Raw genomic sequence first — 21,143 nt, 5'->3', positions numbered from 1 at the left:
GTGGTTATAGCGTAGGGGAAACGCCCGGTTACATTCCGAACCCGGAAGCTAAGCTCTACAGCGCCGATGGTACTGCAGGGGGGACCCTGTGGGAGAGTAGGACGCCGCCGAACAATCATTGAAGAAGACCCCGTGCCTTTTGGGCACGGGGTCTTCTGCGTTTATGGTCCTTTCATGCGCTACGAACTGGTCCTCTTCGACAACGACGGTGTCCTCGTCGACAGCGAGCCGATCTCCAACCGGCTCCTCGCCGGCTACCTCACCGAACTGGGACACCCGACGTCGTACGAGGAGTCGTTGCGCGACTACATGGGGGCCGCGCTGCACCGCGTCCACGACCTCGTGCGGGAGCGGACCGGGCAGCGGCTGCCCGAGGAGTTCGACGACGTCTTCCACCGGCGCGTCTTCACCGCCTTCGAACGGGAGCTGGAGCCGGTCCCCGGCGTCGACGGCGTCCTCGGCAAGCTCGCCGCGGACCAGGTGCCGTACTGCGTGGCCTCCTCCGGGAGCCACCGGCGGATCAGGGTCGGCCACCGCAGGACCGGACTGGACCGGTGGTTCGACGACGAGCGCGTCTTCAGCTCCGAGGACGTCGGCCGCGGCAAGCCCGCGCCGGACCTCTTCCTCCACGCGGCGCGGCGGATGGGCGTCCCGCCCGAGCGGTGCGTCGTCGTCGAGGACAGCCCGCTCGGCGTCCAGGCCGCCGTCGCCGCCGGCATGGACGTCTACGGGTTCACCGCGATGACGCCCGCCGAGCGGCTCACCGGGGCCACCGGACTCTTCGGGGACATGGCCGAGCTGATCGGCCTCCTCGCCTGACGGAGCGGGTCCTCGCACCGGAGACGCGCCGGGGACACACCGGCGACGGCCCCTCATAGCTGAGGAAAATTCATCTTCGGCGAGATCTACCCACCGGTAAGCCGGGGCCCTACGCTCGCCGCCATGACGGATGTGCTGCGGCGCGGCAGGGCCTCGCTGGCCTTCTCCTTCTTCACCCAGGGCGTCGCCTTCGCCCTGCTCGTCACGCGCATCCCGGCGGTCCAGAGCCGGTACGGCGTCTCCGACGCGCTGCTGCCCGCCTTCCTGGCCGCCGTGCCCGTACTCGCCGGGGCCGGCAGCGTGGCCACCGAGCGGCTGGTGCGCCGGGTGCGGCCCAGCCGGGTCCTGCGCTGGTCCCAGCCGGTCGTGCTCCTCGCGCTGCTCGGCGTCGGCGCTGGCGACCGGGTGGCCCTCCTCGCCGTCGCCCTGGCCGTCTTCGGGCTCGCCGTCGGCGCCCTGGACGCCTCGATGAACATGCTCGGGGTGAGCCTCCAACGGGCGTACGGGCGCAGCATCGTGATCGGGTTCCACGCGGCGTACAGCCTCGGCGGCATCCTCGGTGCCTCGCTGGCCTGGGCAGGGGCCCACTGGCACCTGGCGCTGTGGGTGTCGTACCTGCCGGTCGTGGCCCTGCTGCTGCCGGCCGCGCTGACGGGCAGCCGGTGGTACGTCGACGGTGAAAGAAGCGGGGGCGAGCCCGACCACACGAGCGAGCGCACAGGTCAGCGCACGGGCGACCGCCCGACCGGCATCGGCTTCCGGATGCTGCTGCCGTTCTGCCTGGTGATGACGTTCGCGTACATCGGCGACTCGACCGTCTCCAACTGGAGCGCCAAGTACCTCCAGGACGTGCTGGGCGGTTCGGAGCAGCTCGCCACCGTGCCGTACAACGTCTACATGGTGACCACGCTGGTCGGGCGGACCGTCGGGGACGCCGGGGTGCGGCGCTTCGGCGCGGCGGCCGTCGTACGGGCGGGTGCGGTGCTCGCGGCGGGCGGGTTCGCCGTGGTGGCGGCGGCGCCCGGGGCGTGGCTGGGCATGCTCGGGTTCACGCTGCTCGGGCTCGGGCTGTGCGTCCTGGTGCCGCAGACCTTCGCGGCGGCCGGGCGGCGCGCGTTCGACCAGGGCGGCGCGGCGGCCTCCGACGCGGCCGTGGCGCGGCTCAACATCTTCAACTACGTCGGCTTCCTGGTCGGTTCGCCGCTGGTCGGAGCGCTCGGCGGTGTCTGGAGCTACCGGGGCGCGATGCTCGTGCCGATGGTGCTGGTGCTGGTGACCCTCGGGTACGCCCGCTCGTTCGCGCCATGGCCGGACCGATACGGTGTCGGGCATGAGCGGCCGCGCACAGTTGATGTGGGACGAGGCAGTGACGGGCTATGACTTCGGTCCCGAGCACCCGATGGACCCGGTCCGGCTCGCGCTGACCCGGCGGCTGGTCGACGCCCTGGGCCTCGACCGTGAGGTCGACGTGGTCGCGGCCAAGCCGGCCGGTGAGTCGACGCTGCGGCTCGTCCACCGCGAGGACTACATCGACGCGGTGCGCACGGCCTCCGCGGAGCCGGACGCGGCCGACGCCTCGTACGGGCTCGGCACCCTCGACGATCCGGCCTTCCCCGGGATGCACGAGGTGTCCGCGCTGATCGCCGGCCAGTCGGTGGGCGCGGCCGAGGCCGTGTGGCGGGGCGACACGCAGCACGCGGTGAACTTCGCCGGCGGACTCCACCACGCGATGCCCGGCGCCGCCTCCGGGTTCTGCGTCTACAACGACGCGGCGCTGGCCATCGCCCGGCTGCTGGAGCTGGGCGCGGAACGGGTCGCGTACGTCGATGTGGACGTGCACCACGGGGACGGCGTGCAGGCGGCGTTCTGGGAGGACCCGCGGGTCCTGACGATCTCGCTGCACGAGCATCCGCGGACCCTGTTCCCGCAGACCGGGTGGCCCGAGGAGACCGGGGCGCCCGGCGCGGAGGGCTCGGCGGTCAACGTCGCGCTGCCCGCCGGGACCGGCGACGCGGGCTGGCTGCGGGCCTTCCACGCGGTGGTGCCCGAGCTGATCGCCGACTTCCGGCCGCAGGTGCTGGTGACGCAGCACGGCGCCGACACCCACTTCGAGGACCCCCTCGCGCACCTCGCGGTGTCGCTGGACGCGCAGCGGGCGGTGCAGAACGCCTGCCACGAGCTGGCGCACGCGCACGCCGACGGGCGCTGGGTGGCGCTGGGCGGCGGCGGGTACGCGGTGGTCGAGGTGGTGCCGCGGTCGTGGACGCATCTGGTGGGAATCGCGGCCGGGCGTCCGGTGGAGCCGGAGACGGTGATCCCGGAGGGCTGGCGGCAGGAGGTGTACGCGCGGACCCGGCAGCTCGGGCCGATGCGGATGACGGACGGGCGGTGGCCGGTGCGGTGGTCCGAATGGGAGGCCGGGTACGACCCCGCGGACCGGCTGGACCAGGCGGTCCTGGCGGCCCGCCGCGCGGTGTTCCCGCTCCGGGGCCTGCTGGCCTGACCCGCCGGCCCCGCCTGGACCTGACCCGCCGGCCCCGCCTGGACCTGACCGCCGCCCCGACCTGACCCGGCCCGGCCCGCACCGACCCCGCGGGGTCCCCGCCGTCCCCGCCGTCCTCGCCGCACCCGCCGTCCCCGCCGCGCCCGCGATACGACACCGCGCCCGTCGGCGCCCGCCGGATTACCCCGGCCGTGGGGTGTTTCCCCGTTCCGGGGACCCTGGCGGTGGGCGTCCGGCACCATCCTGCGGGTGCTGAGCCGTGACGCCCTCAGGGCGCATCTCCTGGACACCCGCCTCGCCGGGGAAGTGGCCACCACCCGCGAGGCGAGCCTGCGCAGCTACCGGCTGTTCGCCGCCCGCGACCCGCGCGCCCTGATCGGGCTCGATCCGTACGGAACGTGGGAGCATCGGGAACTGATCGCGCTCATGGCCGACCGGTGCGGGGTCTCGGCCGATCCCCGGCACACATCCGGCCAGGACGTGATCGACCCCGAGCGGACGCTGACCGCGCTGGACGCCTTCGCCGACCGGATCGGCGCCGTCGCTCAGCGTGGCGGACCGGTGCTCCTCGGCACCGGTCACCCGCACCGGCTCCTGGGCTTCTACGCCGCCCTCGCAGACGCCCTGTCGGCGGCGGGATGTGAAGTCCTCACCCCCGCGCAGGGTCGCCGTGTCGACATATTGACCCGGTTCGGTCTACGCACGCACCGCCTCGACTACGTCCGCCGCGTCGCCCTGGTGCGGGAACCCGGCGCACAACGCGCCGGTGGTGAGCCCGGCGCACACACCCACTCCCCGCTGCCGGTCAGGGCGGTGCTGGACGCCGCCGCGGAGGCCGGCGGACCCCTGCCGGAGCTGGTCATCGGAGACCACGGCTGGGTCTGCGGGGCAGGTCAACTGGGGTTCGAGGCGATCGGGCCGGCCGACACGGACGATCCGGCGCTCTTCGTCGGGGAGGCGGAGGGCGTGGTCGCCGTCGCGGTCCCGCTCGACGACGCGGTGCGCTCCGTGTACTACCGACCACTCATCCGCTACGTACTCAATCGAGCGTGTCTGTCACGGTAGGCATGCGATGGGTGCACCTCTTCCCCATTCGCATCACCCGCCCCTAGTCTGGGGAGTGAGCACGCAGCGACGAAGAGTCACCGGAAGGGGAAGCCGGTGGCCGTCGCGTGCGGAAGGTTCAGGTGTGTCATGGCTCAAGTCGGCGAAAGGCCTCTGAACGAGGTTCAGTTCCTTACCGTGGCGGAGGTCGCCTCGGTGATGCGCGTGTCCAAGATGACCGTGTACCGCCTGGTGCACAGTGGTCATCTGCCCGCGATCCGGGTCGGACGGTCGTTCCGCGTCCCGGAGCAAGCGGTGCACGAGTACCTCCGCGAGAGCTACGTGGGGGTGGAAACGGCCTGAGGCGGTCCGGGGGAGGTCCAGACGGGGGCGTTCCAAGGGCCTCTCCCGGTCGTCACGACGCTCCGCCACTTCTCGGTCCGGGTTCGATTCACCTCGATTTACGACCTCGGTCACTGGGCGGGTAGGCTGGCCCCTCGTAGGTCGTGTGGGCCCATGGCGCCCAACAACCGAGTCATGAGAAGTGAGCGAGGGTAAGTCGTGGGCTCTGTTATCAAGAAGCGGCGCAAGCGGATGGCGAAGAAGAAGCACCGCAAGCTGCTCAAGCGCACGCGCGTTCAGCGTCGTAACAAGAAGTAGGCGACGCTGCGCCGTCTGTGTGTCCTGTGGCCCCCCACCGCGTCCGGTGGGGGGCCACAGTCGTTCCCGCGCCCGCGAAAACGCGTCATCCGCCGCCCCGGCGGTCGCCGCGGCGCCCCCCGGACCGGCTAAGTTGTGCCGCGTAACGGGAACGCGGCACGGGACGGACCGCGGGACGGACCGCGGGCCGGACACCGCACCGTACCGGTCGCAGGGACCGGCTCGCGGAGCAGGGCGGAAGGAAGGCGCTGGGCGTGGGGAAGATCGTGCTCGTCACCGGCGTGGCCCGCCGGCTGGGAGGCCGCTTCGTGCGGCGCATCCAGCGCGACCCCGACGTGGAACGGGTCATCGGCGTCGACGCCGTACCGCCCGAGCACGGCCTGGGCGGCGCCGAGTTCGTCCGGGCCGACATCCGCCGGGCCGGCATCGGCCGGGTGCTCGCCGAGACGGGCGCCGACACCGTCGTGCACATGGACGTCACCGGCACACCGCTGGGCGGCGGCAGCCGGACGTCGGTCAAGGAGACCAACGTCATCGGCACCATGCAGCTCCTCGGCGCCTGCCAGAAGTCCCCGGCCGTGCGGCGGCTCGTCGTCAAGTCCAGTACCAACGTCTACGGTTCCGCCCCCCGCGACCCCGCCGTCTGCACCGAGTCCACCACGCCCAAGTCCCTGCCCAGCGGCGGCTTCGCGAAGGACGCGGTCGAGGTCGAGGGGTACGTACGGGGCTTCTCGCGGCGGCGTCCGGACGTCGCCGTGTGCGTGCTGCGGTTCGCCAACATCCTCGGCCCCGGCGCGGAGACACCGCTCGCCTCCTACTTCGGGCTGCCGCTGCTGCCGACCGTCTTCGGCTACGACCCGAGGCTGCAGTTCGTGCACGAGGACGACGTGATCGACGTGTTGCGGATCGCCGCGCACCCGGCCCGGCGCTCCACGCTCAACAGCGGCACCTTCAACATCGCCGGGGACGGCGTGCTGCTGCTCTCCCAGTGCGCCCGCCGGCTCGGCCGCCCCACCGTGCCGGTGCTGCTGCCGGCGGTCACCTGGGCCGGCTCCCTCGTGCGTACGCTGGGGATGACGGACTTCTCCCCGGAGCAGATCCGGCTGCTCACCCACGGGCGGGTCGTGGACAGCACGCAGATGCGCGAGACCCTCGGCTTCCGGCCCGCCCACACCACGGCCGGGACCTTCGCGGCCTTCGCCGCCGCCCAGGGACCCGGACTGCTGCCGCCGGCGGCCCTCGCGGGGGCCGTCGACCGGCTCGCGGCGCTGTCCTCGCGGGGCGGCGGCCACCTCCCGACCCAGAGCGCCAACTGAGGAGCGCATCAACGATGGCGGACGCCAAGGTCATTCCGTTCGACGACGACCGGTCGCGGGGCGGCGCCGCGCAGCGCCCGACGCGGCGCCGGGGCGGGGGGACCCGGCGCGGCGGCGGGGGCGAGCCCGCGCCGGTGCGCGAGATCCAGCCCCTGCCCGAGTCCGAGGACCCCCCGCACGGCCAGGGGCCGCCGCCCGGCGACGACGACGGGCTGGAGCGGCGGGTGGCGAGCGGGCTGGCCTTCCTGCGCCGCCGCCTCACCGGCGAGTACGAGGTCGACGACTTCGGCTACGACGCCGAACTCACCGACCAGGTGCTGATGTCGCTGCTGCGCCCGCTGTACGAGCGGTACTTCCGGGTCGAGGTGAAGGGCATCGGCAACATCCCGTCCGAGGGCGGGGCGCTGATCGTCGCCAACCACTCCGGGACGGTGCCGCTGGACGCGCTGATGATGCAGGTCGCCGTGCACGACCACCACCCGGCCGACCGGCACCTCAGGCTGCTGGCGGCGGACCTGGTCTTCGTGCTGCCGGTCGTCAACGAGCTGGCCCGCAAGCTCGGTCACACCCTCGCCTGCACGGAGGACGCCGAACGGCTGCTGGGCCAGGGCGAACTGGTCGGGGTGATGCCGGAGGGCTTCAAGGGCATCGGCAAGCCCTTCGGGGAGCGTTACAAGCTCCAGCGGTTCGGGCGCGGCGGTTTCGTCTCCACGGCGCTGCGCAAGGGCGTGCCGATCGTGCCCTGCTCGATCGTCGGGGCGGAGGAGACCTACCCGCTGATCGGCAACGCCAGGACGCTGGCGCGGCTGCTGGGGTTCCCGTACTTCCCGCTGACGCCGACCTTCCCCTGGCTCGGTCCGCTGGGGGCGGTGCCGCTGCCGACGAAGTGGACGATCCAGTTCGGCGAGCCGATCCCGACGGACGGGTATCCGCCGGAGGCGGCGGACGATCCGATGCTGATGTTCAACCTCACCGACCAGGTGCGGGAGCAGATCCAGCACACGCTGTACAAGCTGCTGGTGCAGCGCCGCTCGGTCTTCTTCTGACCCGCCACGCCCGCGACCGGCCCTCCGCCACGCCCGCGACCGCCGCCCGCGACCGCGACCGGCCCTCCCCGCGACCGGCCCTCCGGCTGCCGCGCGGCACAGGTGGCACAGGGAAAGGCGCCGGGCGCACCCCCGTCGTCTGGGTGCTCCCGGCGCCTGGCCGTGCCGTCAGCCGGTCAGTCGGCGTCCTCCCCGTGGATGCCCAGGCCGGGCAGGAGACCCGGCAGGAGCGGCGGGAGGGTGACGTCCGGGCGGACGGGCGTGGAGGGGCCCTCCGGGGACTGCGAGGCGCTGCCGCCGCCGGTGTCCTTCGGCGGGTCGAGCAGGCCGCCGGTGCCGCCGCCGAGGAGGCCGTCGACGGGGTTGTCGGAGCCGGCCGACTCGCTGGGGCTGGTGCGGGTGTGGCCGCCCGGCGAGGAGCCGGTGGCGTCGCCGGGTGCCGGGGACTCGTGGGCGCCGGGCGTGCCGGTGACCTCCGAGTCGGGCCGGCCGCGGTGCCGGCCGGTGCCGCCCTCGTCCTCCTGGGGGGAGGGCGCCGGCAGCATCGGACGCAGCGGGGCCACGTCGTTCTCTATGGCGTCGAAGACCGAGGAGACCTGCTCGCTCACGTCTCCGAGCTGCACGGGCAGTTGGTCGCGCAGCGCGCTCCAGGTCTCCCGGTGCGAGCGGGAGAAGGCGGAGAGCGCCTGCATGGGGGCGAGCGAGTCGGGGTCCCGGGCGAAGACGGCGCTGAGCAGCCGGTGGCCCTCGGAGGCGTCGTGCCGCATCCCGGACAGGGCGCGGCGGACCTGGCCGAGGGACTCGTGGTCGAGGTCGCCGAGGCGACCGCGTTCCATCAGCCGGCGGGCCTCGCTGAGCCGGGTGGACGCCTGGTCCAGGTAGGCCTGCCCGCGCTCGTCGTCACCGTCGGTGAGACCGAGCCGGAAATCCTCTATGCCGCGTTTGAGGCCGTAGAGGGAGTCGCCGGGCAGGGCGTCGGAGCTGGCGGCGGCGACTCCGCCGAAGGCCCCGGCGGCGACGCTCACACTGAGCCCGCCGGCGGTGAGCCCCTTGGCCAGCCGGGAGCGTGGACGGAACTTCTTGAGCGGGGCCGCGCGGTGGGCGCCGCGGGCATGGCGTTGTCCGGGTACCGAAGGATTCGTTTCGCCCCCCGCGGTGCCCTCCTGGAGCATGGCCTCGAACGCCGCCACCAGCCGTGCGCGCTGGACGACTTTGACCTCGGGGTCCAGCTCCGGCTTGGGCAGCGTGTCCAGGTCGGCGGTGAGGGCCAGCAGGCGCCCCCGCTCGGCCTGGTCCGCGGTGGCCCCGGTGGGCGGCGATCCTTCGGGCTGCTCGGTCGCCGCCCCCGGATCGGACTGCTCCTCCAGAGCCTGGGCGAAGGCGTTCGCCCGCCGGTGTGCCGATACGTTCGCGATCACTGGCGGCACCTCCTCTCGTCATGACGGTCGACTCCCCAGGGGGTCCTGAGGGTCGCACACCCCGGCCCCGACCACACGCGAGTGCGGCCGGAGTCGGCCAGGGGCGATTGACCACAGGGAGCCTGCATCCCGCACAACGAGCGGCGCGGTACTTGGGTTACGGACGGTGGGTGATCGGACCGCGGTCTCAACTGACTTTCACCGATGGTGATTTGGGGAATGCGGAGGGTGGTGACGCCCCGGCGGGGCGCCCGGGGCTCAGCGAGCGTCTTCCGGCAGCAGCCGGGCGAGGGTGCGGACGGCCCGGTACTGGAGCGTTTTGATGGCTCCCTCGTTCTTGCCCATGACGCGCGCGGTCTCGGCGACCGAGAGGCCCTGGAGGAAGCGGAGGGTGACGCACTCCTGCTGCTGTGGGTTGAGCCGGCGTACGGCGTCGAGCAGGGCGGCGTTGGAGAGCGATTCGAGGACGGAGTCCTCGGGGGAGCGCTCGACCTCGTTGGCGTCGAGCATCTCGCCGGTGGTGATCTCCAGCCGGAAGCGGCTGGACTTGAAGTGGTCGGCGACCAGGTTGCGGGCGATGGTCACGAGCCAGGCGCCGAAGTCACGCCCCTGCCAGGTGAAGGTGCCGATGCGCCGCAGGGCGCGCAGAAAGGTCTCGCTGGTCAGGTCCTCGGCCGTCGCCTTTCCGCCGACGCGGTAGTAGATGTACCGGTACACGGTGTCGCTGTACTGGTCGTAGAGCCGGCCGAAGGCGTCGGCCTCACCGGCCTGGGCCCGCTCGACGAGGTCCATCATCCGGGCGCTGTCACTGTCCGCGGCGGGCCGGCGGTGGGTGGTGGCGGCACCGGACGAGGACGAGCGGGCGCGTCTGCCGACGGCGGCGCTGCCGTCGGCGAGTGCGTAGCACGGGCCGGCGGGGGCGGTGACCGCCGCGGCGAGTGCGGGGACGGCGTACGCGGTGGGGACGAGAGCGCGCAGCAGGTCCTGGGCTGTTTTGACCGTTGCGCGCAGCGTAGCCAGGCCCGAGGCGTCAACCCCGACGTGTGGGTACACGGGACTCCCAGAGGCAGAGCTTCCATCACGTGCAGTGCGGAACCGTTCACCCGTCGTAGCGACGGACGGGTACCGAATTGCGTCTGAGGAGAATAACGCTTCGTACAGGGACTGCTACACCCAGTTGCTCAAATCACCGATTACGTCGTTTCCGTAGCCGGTTGATGACTGAGTGAGTACGGGTTGCTGATCAGATCCTGATCGAAAACTTTCGAGTTCCGATGGGTGACCGTGCGGGTTGTGGCCAAAGTGCGCACGGGTGGACTGGAGGGGTTCCCTCCGGGGTAGGGCCGTCCGATCGGGCCGTTCACCGGCGGTGGTACGGCCCCGCCGTCAGCGGCGGCGGCGGTGCAGGGCGATCGCGGCGGCGGTGCCGCCGGCCACGGCGCCGACGCCGGCCGCCGCGGGGATGCCGACCTTCGCCGCCTTGCGGCCCGTGCGGTAGTCGCGCAGGCGCCACTCCAGGTCGCGGGCGTGCTTGCGCAGCTTGGAGTCCGGGTTGATCGCGTAGGGGTGGCCGACCAGCGACAGCATCGGGATGTCGTTGTGCGAGTCGCTGTAGGCGGCGCAGCGCGACAGGTCCAGGTTCTCCGCCGAGGCGAGGGCGCGTACCGCCTCCGCCTTGGCCGGTCCGTGCAGCGGTTCGCCGACCAGGCGCCCGGTGTAGACGCCGGCGACGGACTCGGCGACCGTGCCGAGGGCGCCGGTCAGGCCGAGCCGCCCGGCGATCACCTGGGCGATCTCCACCGGGGCCGCCGTGACCAGCCAGACCCGCTGGCCCGCGTCCAGGTGGGCCTGGGCCAGGGCCCGGGTGCCGGGCCAGATCCGCCCGGCCATGTACTCGTCGTAGATCTCCTCGCCGATGGAGCGCAGCTCGCTGACGCGGTGGCCCTTGACGATGGAGAGGGCCGAGTCGCGGGCGTCCCGCATGTGCTCGGGGTCCTCGGTGCCGGCCATCCGGAACCACGCCTGCTGCCAGGCGAAGCGCATCAGGTCGCGGGTCTCGAAGAACTTCCGCTTGTACAGGCCGCGGCCGAAGTGGAACAGCGCGGCGCCCTGCATCACGGTGTTGTCGAGGTCGAAGAAGGCGGCGGCGCGGTCGTCGCCGTGGACCGGGAACGGGGCCTCCCCGCCTTCGGCGGCCCGCTCGGCGGACGCGGCCTCGCGGAGGGTGGACTCGCGGGCGGCCTCCGCCGACGCCTCGCCCGCCAGCACACTGCGGGCCGTGGCGGAACGTCTGCGGGGGGAGAGCCATCGAAGAGCGGCCATGTCCGTGAGCATAGCCATTCTGTTCGGGTGTTCCGGAGCCGAGAGGTGGTGGGCACGTGAACCCGCGGCGACGGCGGCGTTGCCGGGTCCGGCGCACAGCGGGACGAGGCGGACGCCGACGCGGGGGCTCCCGACGGGCCGGAGCGCGCGAGAATGGCCGGCATGAGCCCCCTCTTCCGCCGGAGGGACCGGGAGACCGAGCAGTCCCCGCAGTCCCCGCAGCCCGCGCAGGCGCGGCCGTCCTCCCCGAGTACCGAGTCCCATGTCGTCACCCTCGTCCGCAAGCCCGGCTGCCACCTCTGCGACGACGCCCAGTCGGTCGTCGAGAAGGTCTGCGCCGACCTCGGCGTCGCCTGGGAGGCGAAGGACATCACCGAGGACCGCCGGCTGCACGACGCGTACTGGGAACAGATCCCGGTCGTCCTGGTCGACGGCAGGCAGCACACCTTCTGGCGTGTGAACGAGGAACGGCTGCGCAAGGCACTGACCGATCAGTTCAGGTAGTCCGGATGGTCGCTTAGGATCGATGGTGACGTGGTCCCGGGGGCGTTGATCGTGAGGAGTGTGCACGGCTTTGCCCCCGATGAGTGAGGAACGAGGGTGCGTATGCGCCGGTTCCACATCAGTGCGCCGGGGTCGCGTGACCCCGGTCACGTTGGCCGGGCAAATCGGACACCATCTTTGTGCACGCGTTCACAAAGACATAACCTGCATCCGACGGGGCGGTCATGTAGGGACGTATGACCGCCTACAGCCCCGCTCTACCCGCAGGAGCATCGTGGCAACTGGCCGAGCACACCGACCGGCGACCCGCAGCCGAGGGATTCCCGAGGCCACCGTCGCCAGGCTTCCGCTGTACCTCCGCGCGCTGACCGCGCTCTCGGAGCGTTCGGTGCCCACGGTCTCCTCCGAGGAGCTGGCCGCGGCGGCGGGCGTCAACTCCGCGAAGCTGCGCAAGGACTTCTCCTACCTCGGTTCCTACGGGACCCGCGGGGTGGGCTACGACGTCGAGTATCTCGTGTACCAGATCTCGCGTGAACTCGGGCTGACCCAGGACTGGCCGGTTGTCATCGTAGGAATCGGCAATCTCGGCGCCGCGCTCGCCAACTACGGCGGCTTCGCCTCCCGTGGCTTCCGGGTCGCCGCGCTCATAGACGCCGATCCGTCGATGGCCGGAAAGCCCGTCGCGGGCATCCCCGTGCAGCACACCGACGAGCTGGAAGCGATCATCCGGAACGACGGTGTCTCGATCGGCGTGATCGCGACCCCCGCGGGCGCCGCCCAGCAGGTCTGCGACCGCCTCGTGGCCGCCGGCGTCACCTCCATCTTGAACTTCGCGCCGACCGTCCTGAGCGTCCCCGACGGTGTCGACGTGCGGAAGGTCGACCTCTCCATCGAGTTGCAGATCCTCGCCTTCCACGAGCAGCGCAAGGCCGGCGAGGAGGCGACGTCCGGCGGCGCCGCGCCGCCGCCGCCCGCCGTGCGGACACGGCCGGCCGACGACGGACCGGACGGGGAAGTCCCCGCCGTGATGCCGGCATGAGTCTTCTCGTCGTCGGGCTGAGCCACCGCAGCGCGCCCGTGAGCGTGCTGGAGCGTGTCTCGCTGAGCGCGGACGCGCAGTTCAAGCTGGTCCAGGACACGGTCGCCGCCGAACCGGCCACCGAGGCGGCCCTGCTCGCCACCTGCAACCGCATCGAGCTCTACGCCGACGTGGACAAGTTCCACGCCGGTGTCGCCGAGCTGTCCACGCTGCTCGCCCAGCACAGCGGGGTCGGCCTCGACGAACTCACCCCGCACCTGTACGTCCACTACGAGGACCGGGCCGTGCACCACCTGTTCTCGGTGGCCTGCGGGCTGGACTCGATGGTGGTCGGCGAGGGGCAGATCCTCGGCCAGATCAAGGACTCGCTCGCCCGCGCCCAGGACCAGCACTCCGCCGGACGGCTGCTCAACGACCTGTTCCAGCAGGCGCTGCGGGTCGGCAAGCGCGCCCACTCCGAGACCGGGATCGACCGGGCCGGACAGTCCCTGGTCACTTTCGGACTGGAACAGCTCGCCGAGGGCGGCGACGTCGAGACCTGGGCCCGGGGCAAGAAGGTGCTGGTCATCGGCGCCGGTTCGATGTCCTCCCTGGCCGCCGCCACGCTGGCGCGGGCCGGGGTCGCCGAGATCACCGTCGCCAACCGCACCGCCGAGCGCGCCGAGCGCCTCGCCGCCATCCTCACCGAGGGCGGGACCGGCGTACGGGCCCGCGCGGTGCCGATGGACGCCGTACCGCACGAACTGACCCGCGCCGACCTGGCCGTCTCCTGCACCGGCGCGACCGGGCTCGTCCTCACGGCCGAGGCCGTGGCCGAGACCGTCGCCGCCCGCACCGGCGCCCCCGCCGAGCTGTTCCCCGCCGCCCGGGAGACGGGCGCCCGGGACAAGGGTGCCCGGGAGACGGGTGCCCGGGAGACGGGCGCCGCCGCCGAGACCATGCCCGCCGCGCGGGACGGCCGGACGCCGGCCCCCGCCGCCGAGGAGAACTGCCCGCTCGACCTCGCCTCCGTGCCCTCCGGCTTCTCCGTCATGGGCGACGCCGCCGTGGCCGGCATGGACGCGGCGACGCTGGAGCAGCACGCGGCCTGGGCCGCCGGCGGCACCGCCACCGAGCGGCGCGAGAGCGCACGCCGTGACCAGCGCGGCCCCGGCACGGACGCCGAGCTGATCACGGCGCTGGCCGCCACCGCGACCTCCGCCGGACGCGTCCCCGAGCGGCGCCGGCCCGAGCCGGTCGCCGAGGTGCCGCGCCCGAGGCCCTCCCTGTACCTGCTCGACCTCGCCATGCCGCGCGACATCGACATCGCCGTGCACCGGCTGGCCGGGGTCCGCCTGGTGGACATCGAATCGCTCGCCGAGGCGTCCGCCGACGCCCCCATGGCCTCCGATGTCGACCAGGTCCGCCGTATCGTCGGTGACGAGGTCACGGCGTTCGGCGCGGCGCAGCGGGCCGCGCGCATCACGCCCACCGTCGTCGCGCTGCGCAGCATGGCCGCCGACGTCGTGGCGGGCGAGATGGCCCGGCTGGAAGGGCGGCTGCCGGGCCTCGACGCCAAACACCGCTCCGAGATCACCCAGACCGTCAAGCGTGTGGTCGACAAACTGCTGCACGCGCCGACGGTCCGGGTCAAGCAGCTTGCCGCCGAGCCCGGCGGCGCCGGGTACGCGGACGCGCTGCGCACCCTGTTCGACCTCGACCAGGAGACGGTGGCCTCCGTCTCACGGGCCGAGAACAGCACTGAGAAGAACCGAGGGCCGGCATGACTGAGAAGGCACTGAGGCTTGGGACCAGGCGCAGCAAGCTCGCCATGGCCCAGTCCGGGCAGGTGGCGGACGCCGTGAGCCAGGTGACCGGACGGCCTGTGGAGCTCGTCGAGATCACCACGTACGGCGACACGTCGCGTGAGCACCTGGCACAGATCGGCGGCACGGGCGTGTTCGTGGCCGCGCTGCGCGAGGCGTTGTTGCGGGGAGAGGTGGACTTCGCGGTTCATTCGCTCAAGGACATCCCGACCGCACAGCACCCGGGGCTGGTCCTGGCCGCCGTCCCCGTGCGCGAGGACTTCCGGGACGTGATCGTCGCCCGCGAGGCGACGAAGCTGACCGACCTGCCGAACGGGGCACGCATCGGCACCGGGGCGCCGCGCCGCATGGCGCAGCTCAACGCGTACGCGCGGGCCCACGGGCTGGACATCGAGACCGTCCCGATCCGGGGTAACGTCGACACCCGTATCTCCTTCGTGGAGCGCGGGGAACTCGACGCGGTCGTGCTCGCCGCCGCCGGGCTGAACCGGGTCGGCCGCATCGACGAGGCGACCGACTTCCTGTCGCCCGACGTCATGCTCCCCGCGCCCGGCCAGGGCGCCCTCGCGGTCGAGGCCCCAGCGGGCGACCCCGACCTCATCGCCGCGCTCGCCGAACTCGACGACCCGTTCACGCGGATCGCCGTGACGGCCGAGCGGTCACTGCTCGCCGCCCTGGAGGCCGGTTGCAGCGCGCCCGTGGGCGCGCTGGCCGACCTGCTGGCCGAAGGGCAGGTTGTCAAGGAAATGCGCCTGCGCGGAGTCGTCGGTACCACCGACGGCGCCACGATGGTGCAGTTGTCCACCACCGGTCCCGTGCCCGAGACGCACGAGCAGGCGCTGGCGCTCGGTCGTGACCTCGCCACCGAGATGCTCGCCCAGGGCGCGGCCGGTCTGATGGGGGAGCGAGCACATTGAGCCCCACCGCCTTTCCCGCCTGTCCCGAACACGGGCACGTCACCTTCCTGGGTGCCGGACCCGGAGATCCGGGACTGCTGACTCTGCGCGCCGTCGAGGCGCTGGCCCACGCGGACGTCCTCGTCGCCGAGCACGAGGTGCTCGACGTGGTCCGCACGCACGCGCGGCAGGGCGTGACCGAGGTGCATACGGACGCGGACGCGTCCGCGGACTCCTCGGCGCAGCCCGGTCCGGGCGCAGGCGTGCCCAGGCTGGCGGTAGTTGACGGTTCGTCGACCACCACCGGCACCCCCGCCGTGCGGGATGCCGCACATCTTGTCATGGAGGCCGCGCGGGGCGGCAGGCGGGTCGTCCGTGCGGTCACCGGTGACCCGGGGCTGGACACGTACGCCGCCGAGGAGATGCTGGCGTGCGCCGCCGCGGGGGTGCCCTTCGAGGTCGTCCCGGGCATCGCCACCGCCGTCGGCGTGCCCGCGTACGCGGGGGTGCCGCTGAGGGACGCGGAGGGGACCGACGTGAGGTTCGTGGACGCGCGGACCGCCTCGGACCGCTGCTGGACCGAGCTGGGCGCCTCCGACGGCACGGTCGTGGTGTCGACGACGCTCGACTCGGTGGCCGCCACCGCCGGGGAACTGGTCGCCGCGGGCCGCAAGCCGGACACCCCCCTCACGGTGACCGTCGCCGGGACGACGACGCGCCAGCGCACCTGGACCGCGACGCTCGGCACGATCGCCCAGACGCTCAAGCAGGCCAAGGTGCTGCCCTCGCCGGACGGTGGGCGTCCGGTGATAGCCGTGGTCGGCGAGCGTTCCGCCACCGCCCAGCGCGAGCAGCTCTCGTGGTTCGAGTCCAAGCCGCTCTTCGGCTGGAAGGTCCTCGTGCCGCGCACCAAGGAGCAGGCGGCGTCGCTCTCCGACCAACTGCGGTCCTACGGGGCCGTGCCGCACGAGGTGCCGACCATCGCGGTCGAGCCGCCGCGCACGCCCCAGCAGATGGAGCGCGCGGTCAAGGGCCTGGTGACCGGCCGCTACGAGTGGATCGCCTTCACGTCGGTCAACGCGGTCAAGGCGGTCCGGGAGAAGTTCGAGGAGTACGGGCTCGACGCCCGTGCCTTCGCCGGGATCAAGGTCGCCGCGGTCGGCGACCAGACCGCCCAGGCCCTGATCGACTTCGGCGTCCGGCCCGATCTGGTGCCGAGCGGCGAGCAGTCGGCCCGTGGCCTGGTCGAGGACTGGCCGCCCTACGACCCGGTCTTCGACCCGATCGACCGTGTCTTCCTGCCCCGCGCCGACATCGCCACGGAGACCCTGGTCGCCGGGTTGATCGAGCTGGGCTGGGAGGTCGACGACGTCACCGCCTACCGCACGGTGCGTGCCTCGCCGCCGCCGGCGACCACGCGGGAGGCGATCAAGGGCGGTGGTTTCGACGCGGTCATGTTCACCTCGTCGTCCACCGTGCGGAACCTGGTCGGCATCGCCGGCAAGCCGCACAACGTCACGGTGATCGCCTGCATCGGCCCGGCGACCGCCAAGACGGCCGAGGAACACGGCCTGCGGGTCGACGTGATGGCCCCCGAGCCGTCCGTGCACAAGCTGGCCCAGGCCCTGGCCGACTTCGGCCTCCGGCGCCGCACCGCCGCCATCGAGGCGGGCGACCCGGTCACCCGGCCCAGCGAACGCCGCCCCGGCGCACGCCGCCGCCGCTCGACCACCTGACCGACCCGGCACCAGGAGCCCCGACAAGGAGGCGGAACGTTCTGCAGGAACGCTCCGCCTCTTTGTTTTCCTGGGCCGTCCCCGGTCGTCCCGGGCGCTGTCGAGGTGCTACAGGGTGGTGGACCACGACCCTCGGCTCAGGGTCGTCTCGCCGTCCGGGGTGATGCTGACCCGGGCTCCGTAGACGGGCAGCGAGCCGCTTCGGTTGAGTCGGTGGCGGATGCGTTCGAGGCGGTCCCAGAGCCGCTGTGGTCCGCTCTCGTGCACGACCGGCGAGTCCAGGAACCCGGTCGCCGAAGCGCGGGCCCACGACCCGTCGGGGTGCAGCAGCCACACGGTGCGGGTGCCGCCGGCCTCCCGGACCCGGTAGTCGATGCCGGGGCAGGTCAGCTCCAGCATCGACATCACGTCCCACGCGTCCCGCGGGTCGAGCAGCGGGTAGCGGCTGGTGCTCGTCTCCTCGCCGTCGCCTTCGCCGGCCTCCTTCCAGTGGGAATCGGGATGGTGAGAGCCGTCACCGTGCCGTGCCGCCATGAACCCGGCACGGTCCCACTCGATACGGCCGTCGGCGCCGCCGTCCGCGTTCTTGTCCGCGGTGAGGATCAGGCCGGTGCCGGAGACCGTCGTCACGAGCCTGCCGCCCGGCCTCAGCGCCCGCAGCCAGGAGACCGGGATCTGCCGCACCGACACGGTGGTCACGATCCGGTCGTACCGGCCGGGCAGAGGTCCCGTGATGTCGCGGACGAGCATCCGGGGAGCCTCCCCGTGGAGGGCGAGCCGGTCCGTGGCGAGCCGCACCAGGTGCTCGTCGACGTCGATGCTCGTGACCCGGCCGGCGCCGAGTCGGGCGCACGCGAGGGCGGTGCCGTAGCCGCTGCCGGTGGTCACGAGGATGTCGTCGCTGTCGGAGATCATCGCGTGCCGGTACATCCGTACCACCAGGCTGGGCAGCGTCGACGACGAGGCCGGACGGCCACTGGCCAGGACCGGGGCCTGTCCGACCAGGTCGGCGTGATGGCCGCCGACCTGGGTCACGAGCGTCCGGTCGCTGTACGCCGTCTCCATCCAGGTGACGGGGTCGTCGGGCCCGCTGTGCAGCCGCCACCCGTCCGCGTCGTCTCGTTCCCACCAGCCGGGCACGTACGCGTGCCGCGGCGTGGAGGCGACCGCGGCATGCCAGCGAGACTCCGGCCGGACGACCTGGTGTGCCAGGCGCCGGGCCGACGGTAGCCACTTCATCTTCACTGCCCTCTCAGTAGGCGGGGTCGCACGCCTCGGTGTTGGCCGGGTCGCAGTCGCCGGAGTCGTCGGGCGGGCAGGCGGTGACCCTGCGCGGCGGGATGCTCGCGGCGGTCTCCCGCCACCGCTGCCCGGCGAACACCGCGGCGAGGCCCTCGGCCTTCACGTTGCCCGTGCCGAGGAACCGTCCCAGAACGCACGGCGTGATGCCGCCGTCGGTCATGACGGCAGCCCGGCCGTCCGCGCAGCGCCCGCACAGGTCCGCGGTGCTTGGGACGTGAACCTCCCCCCGGCCGACGCTACGGACCCGGTCCACGTTCACGGTGCGCACCCCGAGCGCGAGCAGCTCCTCGCGGGCCTGCGCGGTGCGCTGTCCCTCGAAGACGTGGACGATGCCGACCTGGAGCGGGATGCCCCGGTCGAGTGCCTGCACGATGTTCGCGCGGGTAGCCCGGTGGGAGCCCTGCCGGCCGGTGACACGGTCATGCTCCTCGGCGACATCGCTGTGGTACGAGGTCGCCAGGGACGCCTTCGGGTGACGGAAGAGGTCCCAGTGACCGGCTCGGACGCGGTAGAGGTTGCTGTAGGTCTGCACGGCGAGGCCGAGGTCCAGGGCGTGCTGTGCCAGCGTCTCGAAGTCCGGGTGCGTGGTGGGCTCGCCGCCGATGAGCTGCACCCGCTTCACGCCGATCTCGGCGGCCTCGCCGATGACGCGCTTCCAGTCGTCGGTCGTCATGCTGCCGTGGCCCTCGGTGGGGCCGGCCTCGGCGTAACACAGGGACGGGCAGGTGAGCTGGCACTTGCCGGTGATCTCCAGCTCCAGGAACTCCGGGGCCTGCCGGGTGGGCGCCTCAGGGGCGACGGTCATGAGTGGTCTCCTGTTCGAAGGATTCGAAGGAATGGGACATGGCGGCCCGCCCCAGGCTCGACCTGTCCATGGTGGGGGCCTGGGGCGGGGGTATGAGAAGGTGCCGCCCCTCAGAGCTGCGGGTTCTTCAGCTCGAGGTGGCGCAGGGCCCGGCCGGTGTCGCAGACGCTCGGGTCGTCGACGCACTGCTCGCACGTCTCAGGGTGTGCGGTGTATGCCGTGAGTGCCGCCTTGCGGACGCAGGCGAGGCAGCCGCGGGGGTACCAGGCGGTGACGGCCCCGGCGAAGGTTCCCGAGCGTGCGCCGAAGTCGATCGCGGTCTCGATGGAGAGAGGGGTCTCGCACCAGACGCAATCGGCGCCTCGGATCTGTTCCTTGGTCAGACGGCCGGTGGCAAGGTCGGACAGAACCAGCAGTGCGAGCGTCTCAGCGGTGTAGGCGGAGGGGCTGATGCTCGACGGCGTGCTCACGGGCACTCCCTGGGCTGTGGGTGTGGGCGTGGCGGCGCCGGCCCGACGCTCTGTCGGGGGTACAGGGCCGACGCCGACCTTGTGATGATGACGCTACGCACATGTGCCATCACAGCCCAGTGGCGTAAGCCACCAGTCACGCCGTCAAATCCCGGCCATCCAGGGCGTGTTGTCCTACCTGATCACCAGACGGGCTCCATGCCGAGCCGCGCGGCCAGGGAGCGGAGAGGGGCGGACCGCCGCCGCTCCCCCTCCAGCATCTCCCGCACCGTGGACATGGCCAGAGCCTGGAACCGCATCCATTCGGGCTGGTCTTCCTCGACTTCCAGCAACGTCGTGAGGGCGCTGTCGCTGTCGCCGGTCTGGTACTGCGCCTGCGCGAGGTCCAGCCGGTACGCGGCGGAGTGCACGGGCCGGGAGATCGCCTCCACGTTCACGTCGTCGGCGAAGCCGAGCGCGGCGCCCGGCCGTGGTTCACTCCCCGCCAGCGAGATGTTGACCTTCTGGGTGCGGACGTCGACCACGCTGAACGCTGTCCCGTAGGCCCGCACCTTCCCGGAGCGGACGGCTGCGGCCTCCGCCGCGCTGAGGAACTGCTGGGCGTCGTCGTGGTTGTTCCGGCGGGCGGCGGGGGTGGCCGCGGCCACGAGCAGGTTGCCGTAGACGGCGAGCTGAGCGGGCGGCGACTTCAGGAAGGACGGCTCCAAGGACTCGGCCTTGCGGACGGCGATGTCCTGGGCCTGCTCCCACCGGCCCTGCCGCAGAAGCACCCACGAGAGCGTGCTGACCGCCATGCCCTCCAGGAGCGGGTCCGACGCCCGTGCCGCCGCGGCGAGTTGCTTCTCGACGGCTGTGTACGCCCAGTCGAGGTGTCCCGCCTGCGTGGCCAGGCACGCCGCGAGCTGGTAGACGAGCGCGAGTTGCCGCCACACGCGCTCGGTCGGGCCCTCGCGGACGGCCGCGAGCCCGTCCCGCAGGAGCAGTGGCAGCGTCCCCGCAAGCTCGGAGTAGTGGCCGTGCCAGTATTTCGAGGTCGCGTCCCGGACGTCGTCGACCCACGCGTCTTCCGTGGGCGGGTCCTCCAGGTTGTCCCCGGCCAGGACGCCGGGGAGCGTGCTGATGTCCTGGATGGCGTCCCGCAGGGCGATCAGACCGCCGCCGTCGTCGGTGAGTTGCCGGGTCACAGTGACCTGTCCCACCAGTCGCTCAAGCTGTACATCGAGCGCCCGCGCGAGGGCACGCAGCGTGGTGAGACGCGCGGACTGGCGCTGCCCCTGCTCCAGCTTGCGGATGGTGTCGACGTGGACGCCGGCCCGGTCGGCGAGTTGCTCCTGCGTGAGGTCACGGAACTCGCGCAGGCTGCCGATGCGGTCACCGAGGCTGGTGTTCATGAGTACCCCCGCCAGAAGGTATGCGTCCCTCCACGGTACTGCCGCGGCCTGGCCTGGACGCGCGAAA

General features: G+C 72.5%; 20 protein-coding genes and 1 rRNA gene. 14 read left to right on the top strand and 7 right to left on the bottom strand.

The window, feature by feature from the left end:
• The 9 genes from rrf to J5Y05_RS20840 form a co-directional block, all read left to right on the top strand.
• Nucleotides 1–113 (top strand): 5S ribosomal RNA (gene rrf / locus J5Y05_RS20880); the annotation flags it as partial.
• 61 nt (nt 114–174) lie between these two features.
• Nucleotides 175–819: an HAD family hydrolase gene (locus J5Y05_RS20875; protein WP_210874539.1), complete on the top strand. Its 645-nt coding sequence runs from the start codon at nt 175–177 to the stop codon at nt 817–819.
• Nucleotides 820–942: 123 nt separating this feature from the next.
• On the top strand, nt 943–2,199 hold the full coding sequence (locus J5Y05_RS20870) for an MFS transporter (protein WP_210874538.1): 1,257 nt from the start codon (nt 943–945) through the stop codon (nt 2,197–2,199).
• Nucleotides 2,150–3,322 (top strand): acetoin utilization protein AcuC, encoded by a 1,173-nt coding sequence (locus J5Y05_RS20865; RefSeq protein WP_210874537.1) that lies wholly within the window; start codon nt 2,150–2,152, stop codon nt 3,320–3,322. Before J5Y05_RS20870 ends, J5Y05_RS20865 begins: the two co-directional genes overlap by 50 nt.
• A gap of 249 nt (nt 3,323–3,571) precedes the next feature.
• Entirely contained in the window at nt 3,572–4,387 is an 816-nt protein-coding gene (locus J5Y05_RS20860; RefSeq protein ID WP_210874536.1) for a phosphatase, read from the top strand.
• Nucleotides 4,388–4,516: 129 nt separating this feature from the next.
• On the top strand, nt 4,517–4,729 hold the full coding sequence (locus tag J5Y05_RS20855; RefSeq protein WP_030422657.1) for a helix-turn-helix domain-containing protein: 213 nt from the start codon (nt 4,517–4,519) through the stop codon (nt 4,727–4,729).
• A gap of 198 nt (nt 4,730–4,927) precedes the next feature.
• The gene (locus J5Y05_RS20850; protein WP_003948845.1) at nt 4,928–5,026 is read left to right on the top strand and encodes a 30S ribosomal protein bS22; all 99 of its coding nucleotides are present in this window, start codon (nt 4,928–4,930) and stop codon (nt 5,024–5,026) included.
• Between the two features lie 254 nt (nt 5,027–5,280).
• Nucleotides 5,281–6,342, top strand: coding sequence for an NAD-dependent epimerase/dehydratase family protein (locus tag J5Y05_RS20845; protein ID WP_210874535.1), 1,062 nt, complete (start codon nt 5,281–5,283; stop codon nt 6,340–6,342).
• A 14-nt stretch (nt 6,343–6,356) separates the two neighbouring features.
• Entirely contained in the window at nt 6,357–7,388 is a 1,032-nt protein-coding gene (locus tag J5Y05_RS20840) for a lysophospholipid acyltransferase family protein (protein WP_210874534.1), read from the top strand.
• A 176-nt stretch (nt 7,389–7,564) separates the two neighbouring features.
• Here the strand turns inward: J5Y05_RS20840 and J5Y05_RS20835 are convergent, their stop codons facing one another.
• The 3 genes from J5Y05_RS20835 to J5Y05_RS20825 all read right to left on the bottom strand — a co-directional run bounded on the left by J5Y05_RS20835 (nt 7,565) and on the right by J5Y05_RS20825 (nt 11,128).
• Nucleotides 7,565–8,806: a DUF5667 domain-containing protein gene (locus J5Y05_RS20835; RefSeq protein WP_210874533.1), complete on the bottom strand. Its 1,242-nt coding sequence runs from the start codon at nt 8,804–8,806 to the stop codon at nt 7,565–7,567.
• A gap of 258 nt (nt 8,807–9,064) precedes the next feature.
• Entirely contained in the window at nt 9,065–9,859 is a 795-nt protein-coding gene (locus J5Y05_RS20830; protein WP_210874532.1) for an ECF subfamily RNA polymerase sigma factor, BldN family, read from the bottom strand.
• A 333-nt stretch (nt 9,860–10,192) separates the two neighbouring features.
• A complete protein-coding gene (locus tag J5Y05_RS20825; RefSeq protein ID WP_210874531.1) occupies nt 10,193–11,128 on the bottom strand; it encodes an HAD family hydrolase in 936 nt (311 codons plus the stop codon).
• A gap of 153 nt (nt 11,129–11,281) precedes the next feature.
• On the opposite strand from J5Y05_RS20825, the gene J5Y05_RS20820 reads away from it, so the two are divergent.
• The 5 genes from J5Y05_RS20820 to J5Y05_RS20800 all read left to right on the top strand — a co-directional run bounded on the left by J5Y05_RS20820 (nt 11,282) and on the right by J5Y05_RS20800 (nt 17,108).
• Nucleotides 11,282–11,632, top strand: coding sequence for a glutaredoxin family protein (locus J5Y05_RS20820; RefSeq protein ID WP_210874530.1), 351 nt, complete (start codon nt 11,282–11,284; stop codon nt 11,630–11,632).
• Nucleotides 11,633–11,906: 274 nt separating this feature from the next.
• Complete coding sequence (locus J5Y05_RS20815; protein WP_210874529.1) at nt 11,907–12,671, top strand: redox-sensing transcriptional repressor Rex; 765 nt, start codon at nt 11,907–11,909, stop codon at nt 12,669–12,671.
• A complete protein-coding gene (locus J5Y05_RS20810; protein WP_210874528.1) occupies nt 12,668–14,437 on the top strand; it encodes a glutamyl-tRNA reductase in 1,770 nt (589 codons plus the stop codon). Before J5Y05_RS20815 ends, J5Y05_RS20810 begins: the two co-directional genes overlap by 4 nt.
• Nucleotides 14,434–15,393, top strand: coding sequence for a hydroxymethylbilane synthase (gene hemC / locus J5Y05_RS20805; RefSeq protein ID WP_210874527.1), 960 nt, complete (start codon nt 14,434–14,436; stop codon nt 15,391–15,393). Before J5Y05_RS20810 ends, hemC begins: the two co-directional genes overlap by 4 nt.
• A complete protein-coding gene (locus tag J5Y05_RS20800; RefSeq protein ID WP_210874526.1) occupies nt 15,390–17,108 on the top strand; it encodes a bifunctional uroporphyrinogen-III C-methyltransferase/uroporphyrinogen-III synthase in 1,719 nt (572 codons plus the stop codon). Before hemC ends, J5Y05_RS20800 begins: the two co-directional genes overlap by 4 nt.
• Nucleotides 17,109–17,216: 108 nt before the next feature.
• On the opposite strand, the gene J5Y05_RS20795 is transcribed toward J5Y05_RS20800, so the two are convergent.
• The 4 genes from J5Y05_RS20795 to J5Y05_RS20780 form a co-directional block, all read right to left on the bottom strand.
• Complete coding sequence (locus J5Y05_RS20795) at nt 17,217–18,347, bottom strand: methyltransferase domain-containing protein (RefSeq protein WP_210874525.1); 1,131 nt, start codon at nt 18,345–18,347, stop codon at nt 17,217–17,219.
• A 13-nt stretch (nt 18,348–18,360) separates the two neighbouring features.
• Complete coding sequence (locus J5Y05_RS20790) at nt 18,361–19,215, bottom strand: radical SAM protein (RefSeq protein ID WP_210874524.1); 855 nt, start codon at nt 19,213–19,215, stop codon at nt 18,361–18,363.
• Nucleotides 19,216–19,325: 110 nt separating this feature from the next.
• On the bottom strand, nt 19,326–19,685 hold the full coding sequence (locus J5Y05_RS20785; protein WP_210874523.1) for a hypothetical protein: 360 nt from the start codon (nt 19,683–19,685) through the stop codon (nt 19,326–19,328).
• A 182-nt stretch (nt 19,686–19,867) separates the two neighbouring features.
• Complete coding sequence (locus J5Y05_RS20780; protein WP_210874522.1) at nt 19,868–21,076, bottom strand: helix-turn-helix domain-containing protein; 1,209 nt, start codon at nt 21,074–21,076, stop codon at nt 19,868–19,870.
• Nucleotides 21,077–21,143 lie beyond the last annotated feature (67 nt).

This window comes from Streptomyces tagetis (genome assembly GCF_018069565.1).
In the GTDB taxonomy this organism is placed as follows: domain Bacteria; phylum Actinomycetota; class Actinomycetes; order Streptomycetales; family Streptomycetaceae; genus Streptomyces; species Streptomyces tagetis.
Note: the sequence above shows the minus strand (reverse complement) of the source record. Positions and strands in the feature narration are given on the sequence as shown.

Bases quoted from the DNA above. Each gene is read 5' to 3' on its own strand.
- J5Y05_RS20875 (WP_210874539.1), top strand. From the start codon at position 175: ATGCGCTACGAACTGGTCCTCTTCGACAACGACGGTGTCCTCGTCGAC.
- J5Y05_RS20870 (WP_210874538.1), top strand. From the start codon at position 943: ATGACGGATGTGCTGCGGCGCGGCAGGGCCTCGCTGGCCTTCTCCTTC.
- J5Y05_RS20865 (WP_210874537.1), top strand. From the start codon at position 2,150: ATGAGCGGCCGCGCACAGTTGATGTGGGACGAGGCAGTGACGGGCTAT.
- J5Y05_RS20855 (WP_030422657.1), top strand. From the start codon at position 4,517: ATGGCTCAAGTCGGCGAAAGGCCTCTGAACGAGGTTCAGTTCCTTACC.
- J5Y05_RS20840 (WP_210874534.1), top strand. From the start codon at position 6,357: ATGGCGGACGCCAAGGTCATTCCGTTCGACGACGACCGGTCGCGGGGC.
- J5Y05_RS20825 (WP_210874531.1), bottom strand. From the start codon at position 11,128: ATGGCCGCTCTTCGATGGCTCTCCCCCCGCAGACGTTCCGCCACGGCC.
- J5Y05_RS20820 (WP_210874530.1), top strand. From the start codon at position 11,282: ATGGCCGGCATGAGCCCCCTCTTCCGCCGGAGGGACCGGGAGACCGAG.
- J5Y05_RS20810 (WP_210874528.1), top strand. From the start codon at position 12,668: ATGAGTCTTCTCGTCGTCGGGCTGAGCCACCGCAGCGCGCCCGTGAGC.
- hemC (WP_210874527.1), top strand. From the start codon at position 14,434: ATGACTGAGAAGGCACTGAGGCTTGGGACCAGGCGCAGCAAGCTCGCC.
- J5Y05_RS20795 (WP_210874525.1), bottom strand. From the start codon at position 18,347: ATGAAGTGGCTACCGTCGGCCCGGCGCCTGGCACACCAGGTCGTCCGG.
- J5Y05_RS20790 (WP_210874524.1), bottom strand. From the start codon at position 19,215: ATGACCGTCGCCCCTGAGGCGCCCACCCGGCAGGCCCCGGAGTTCCTG.
- J5Y05_RS20780 (WP_210874522.1), bottom strand. From the start codon at position 21,076: ATGAACACCAGCCTCGGTGACCGCATCGGCAGCCTGCGCGAGTTCCGT.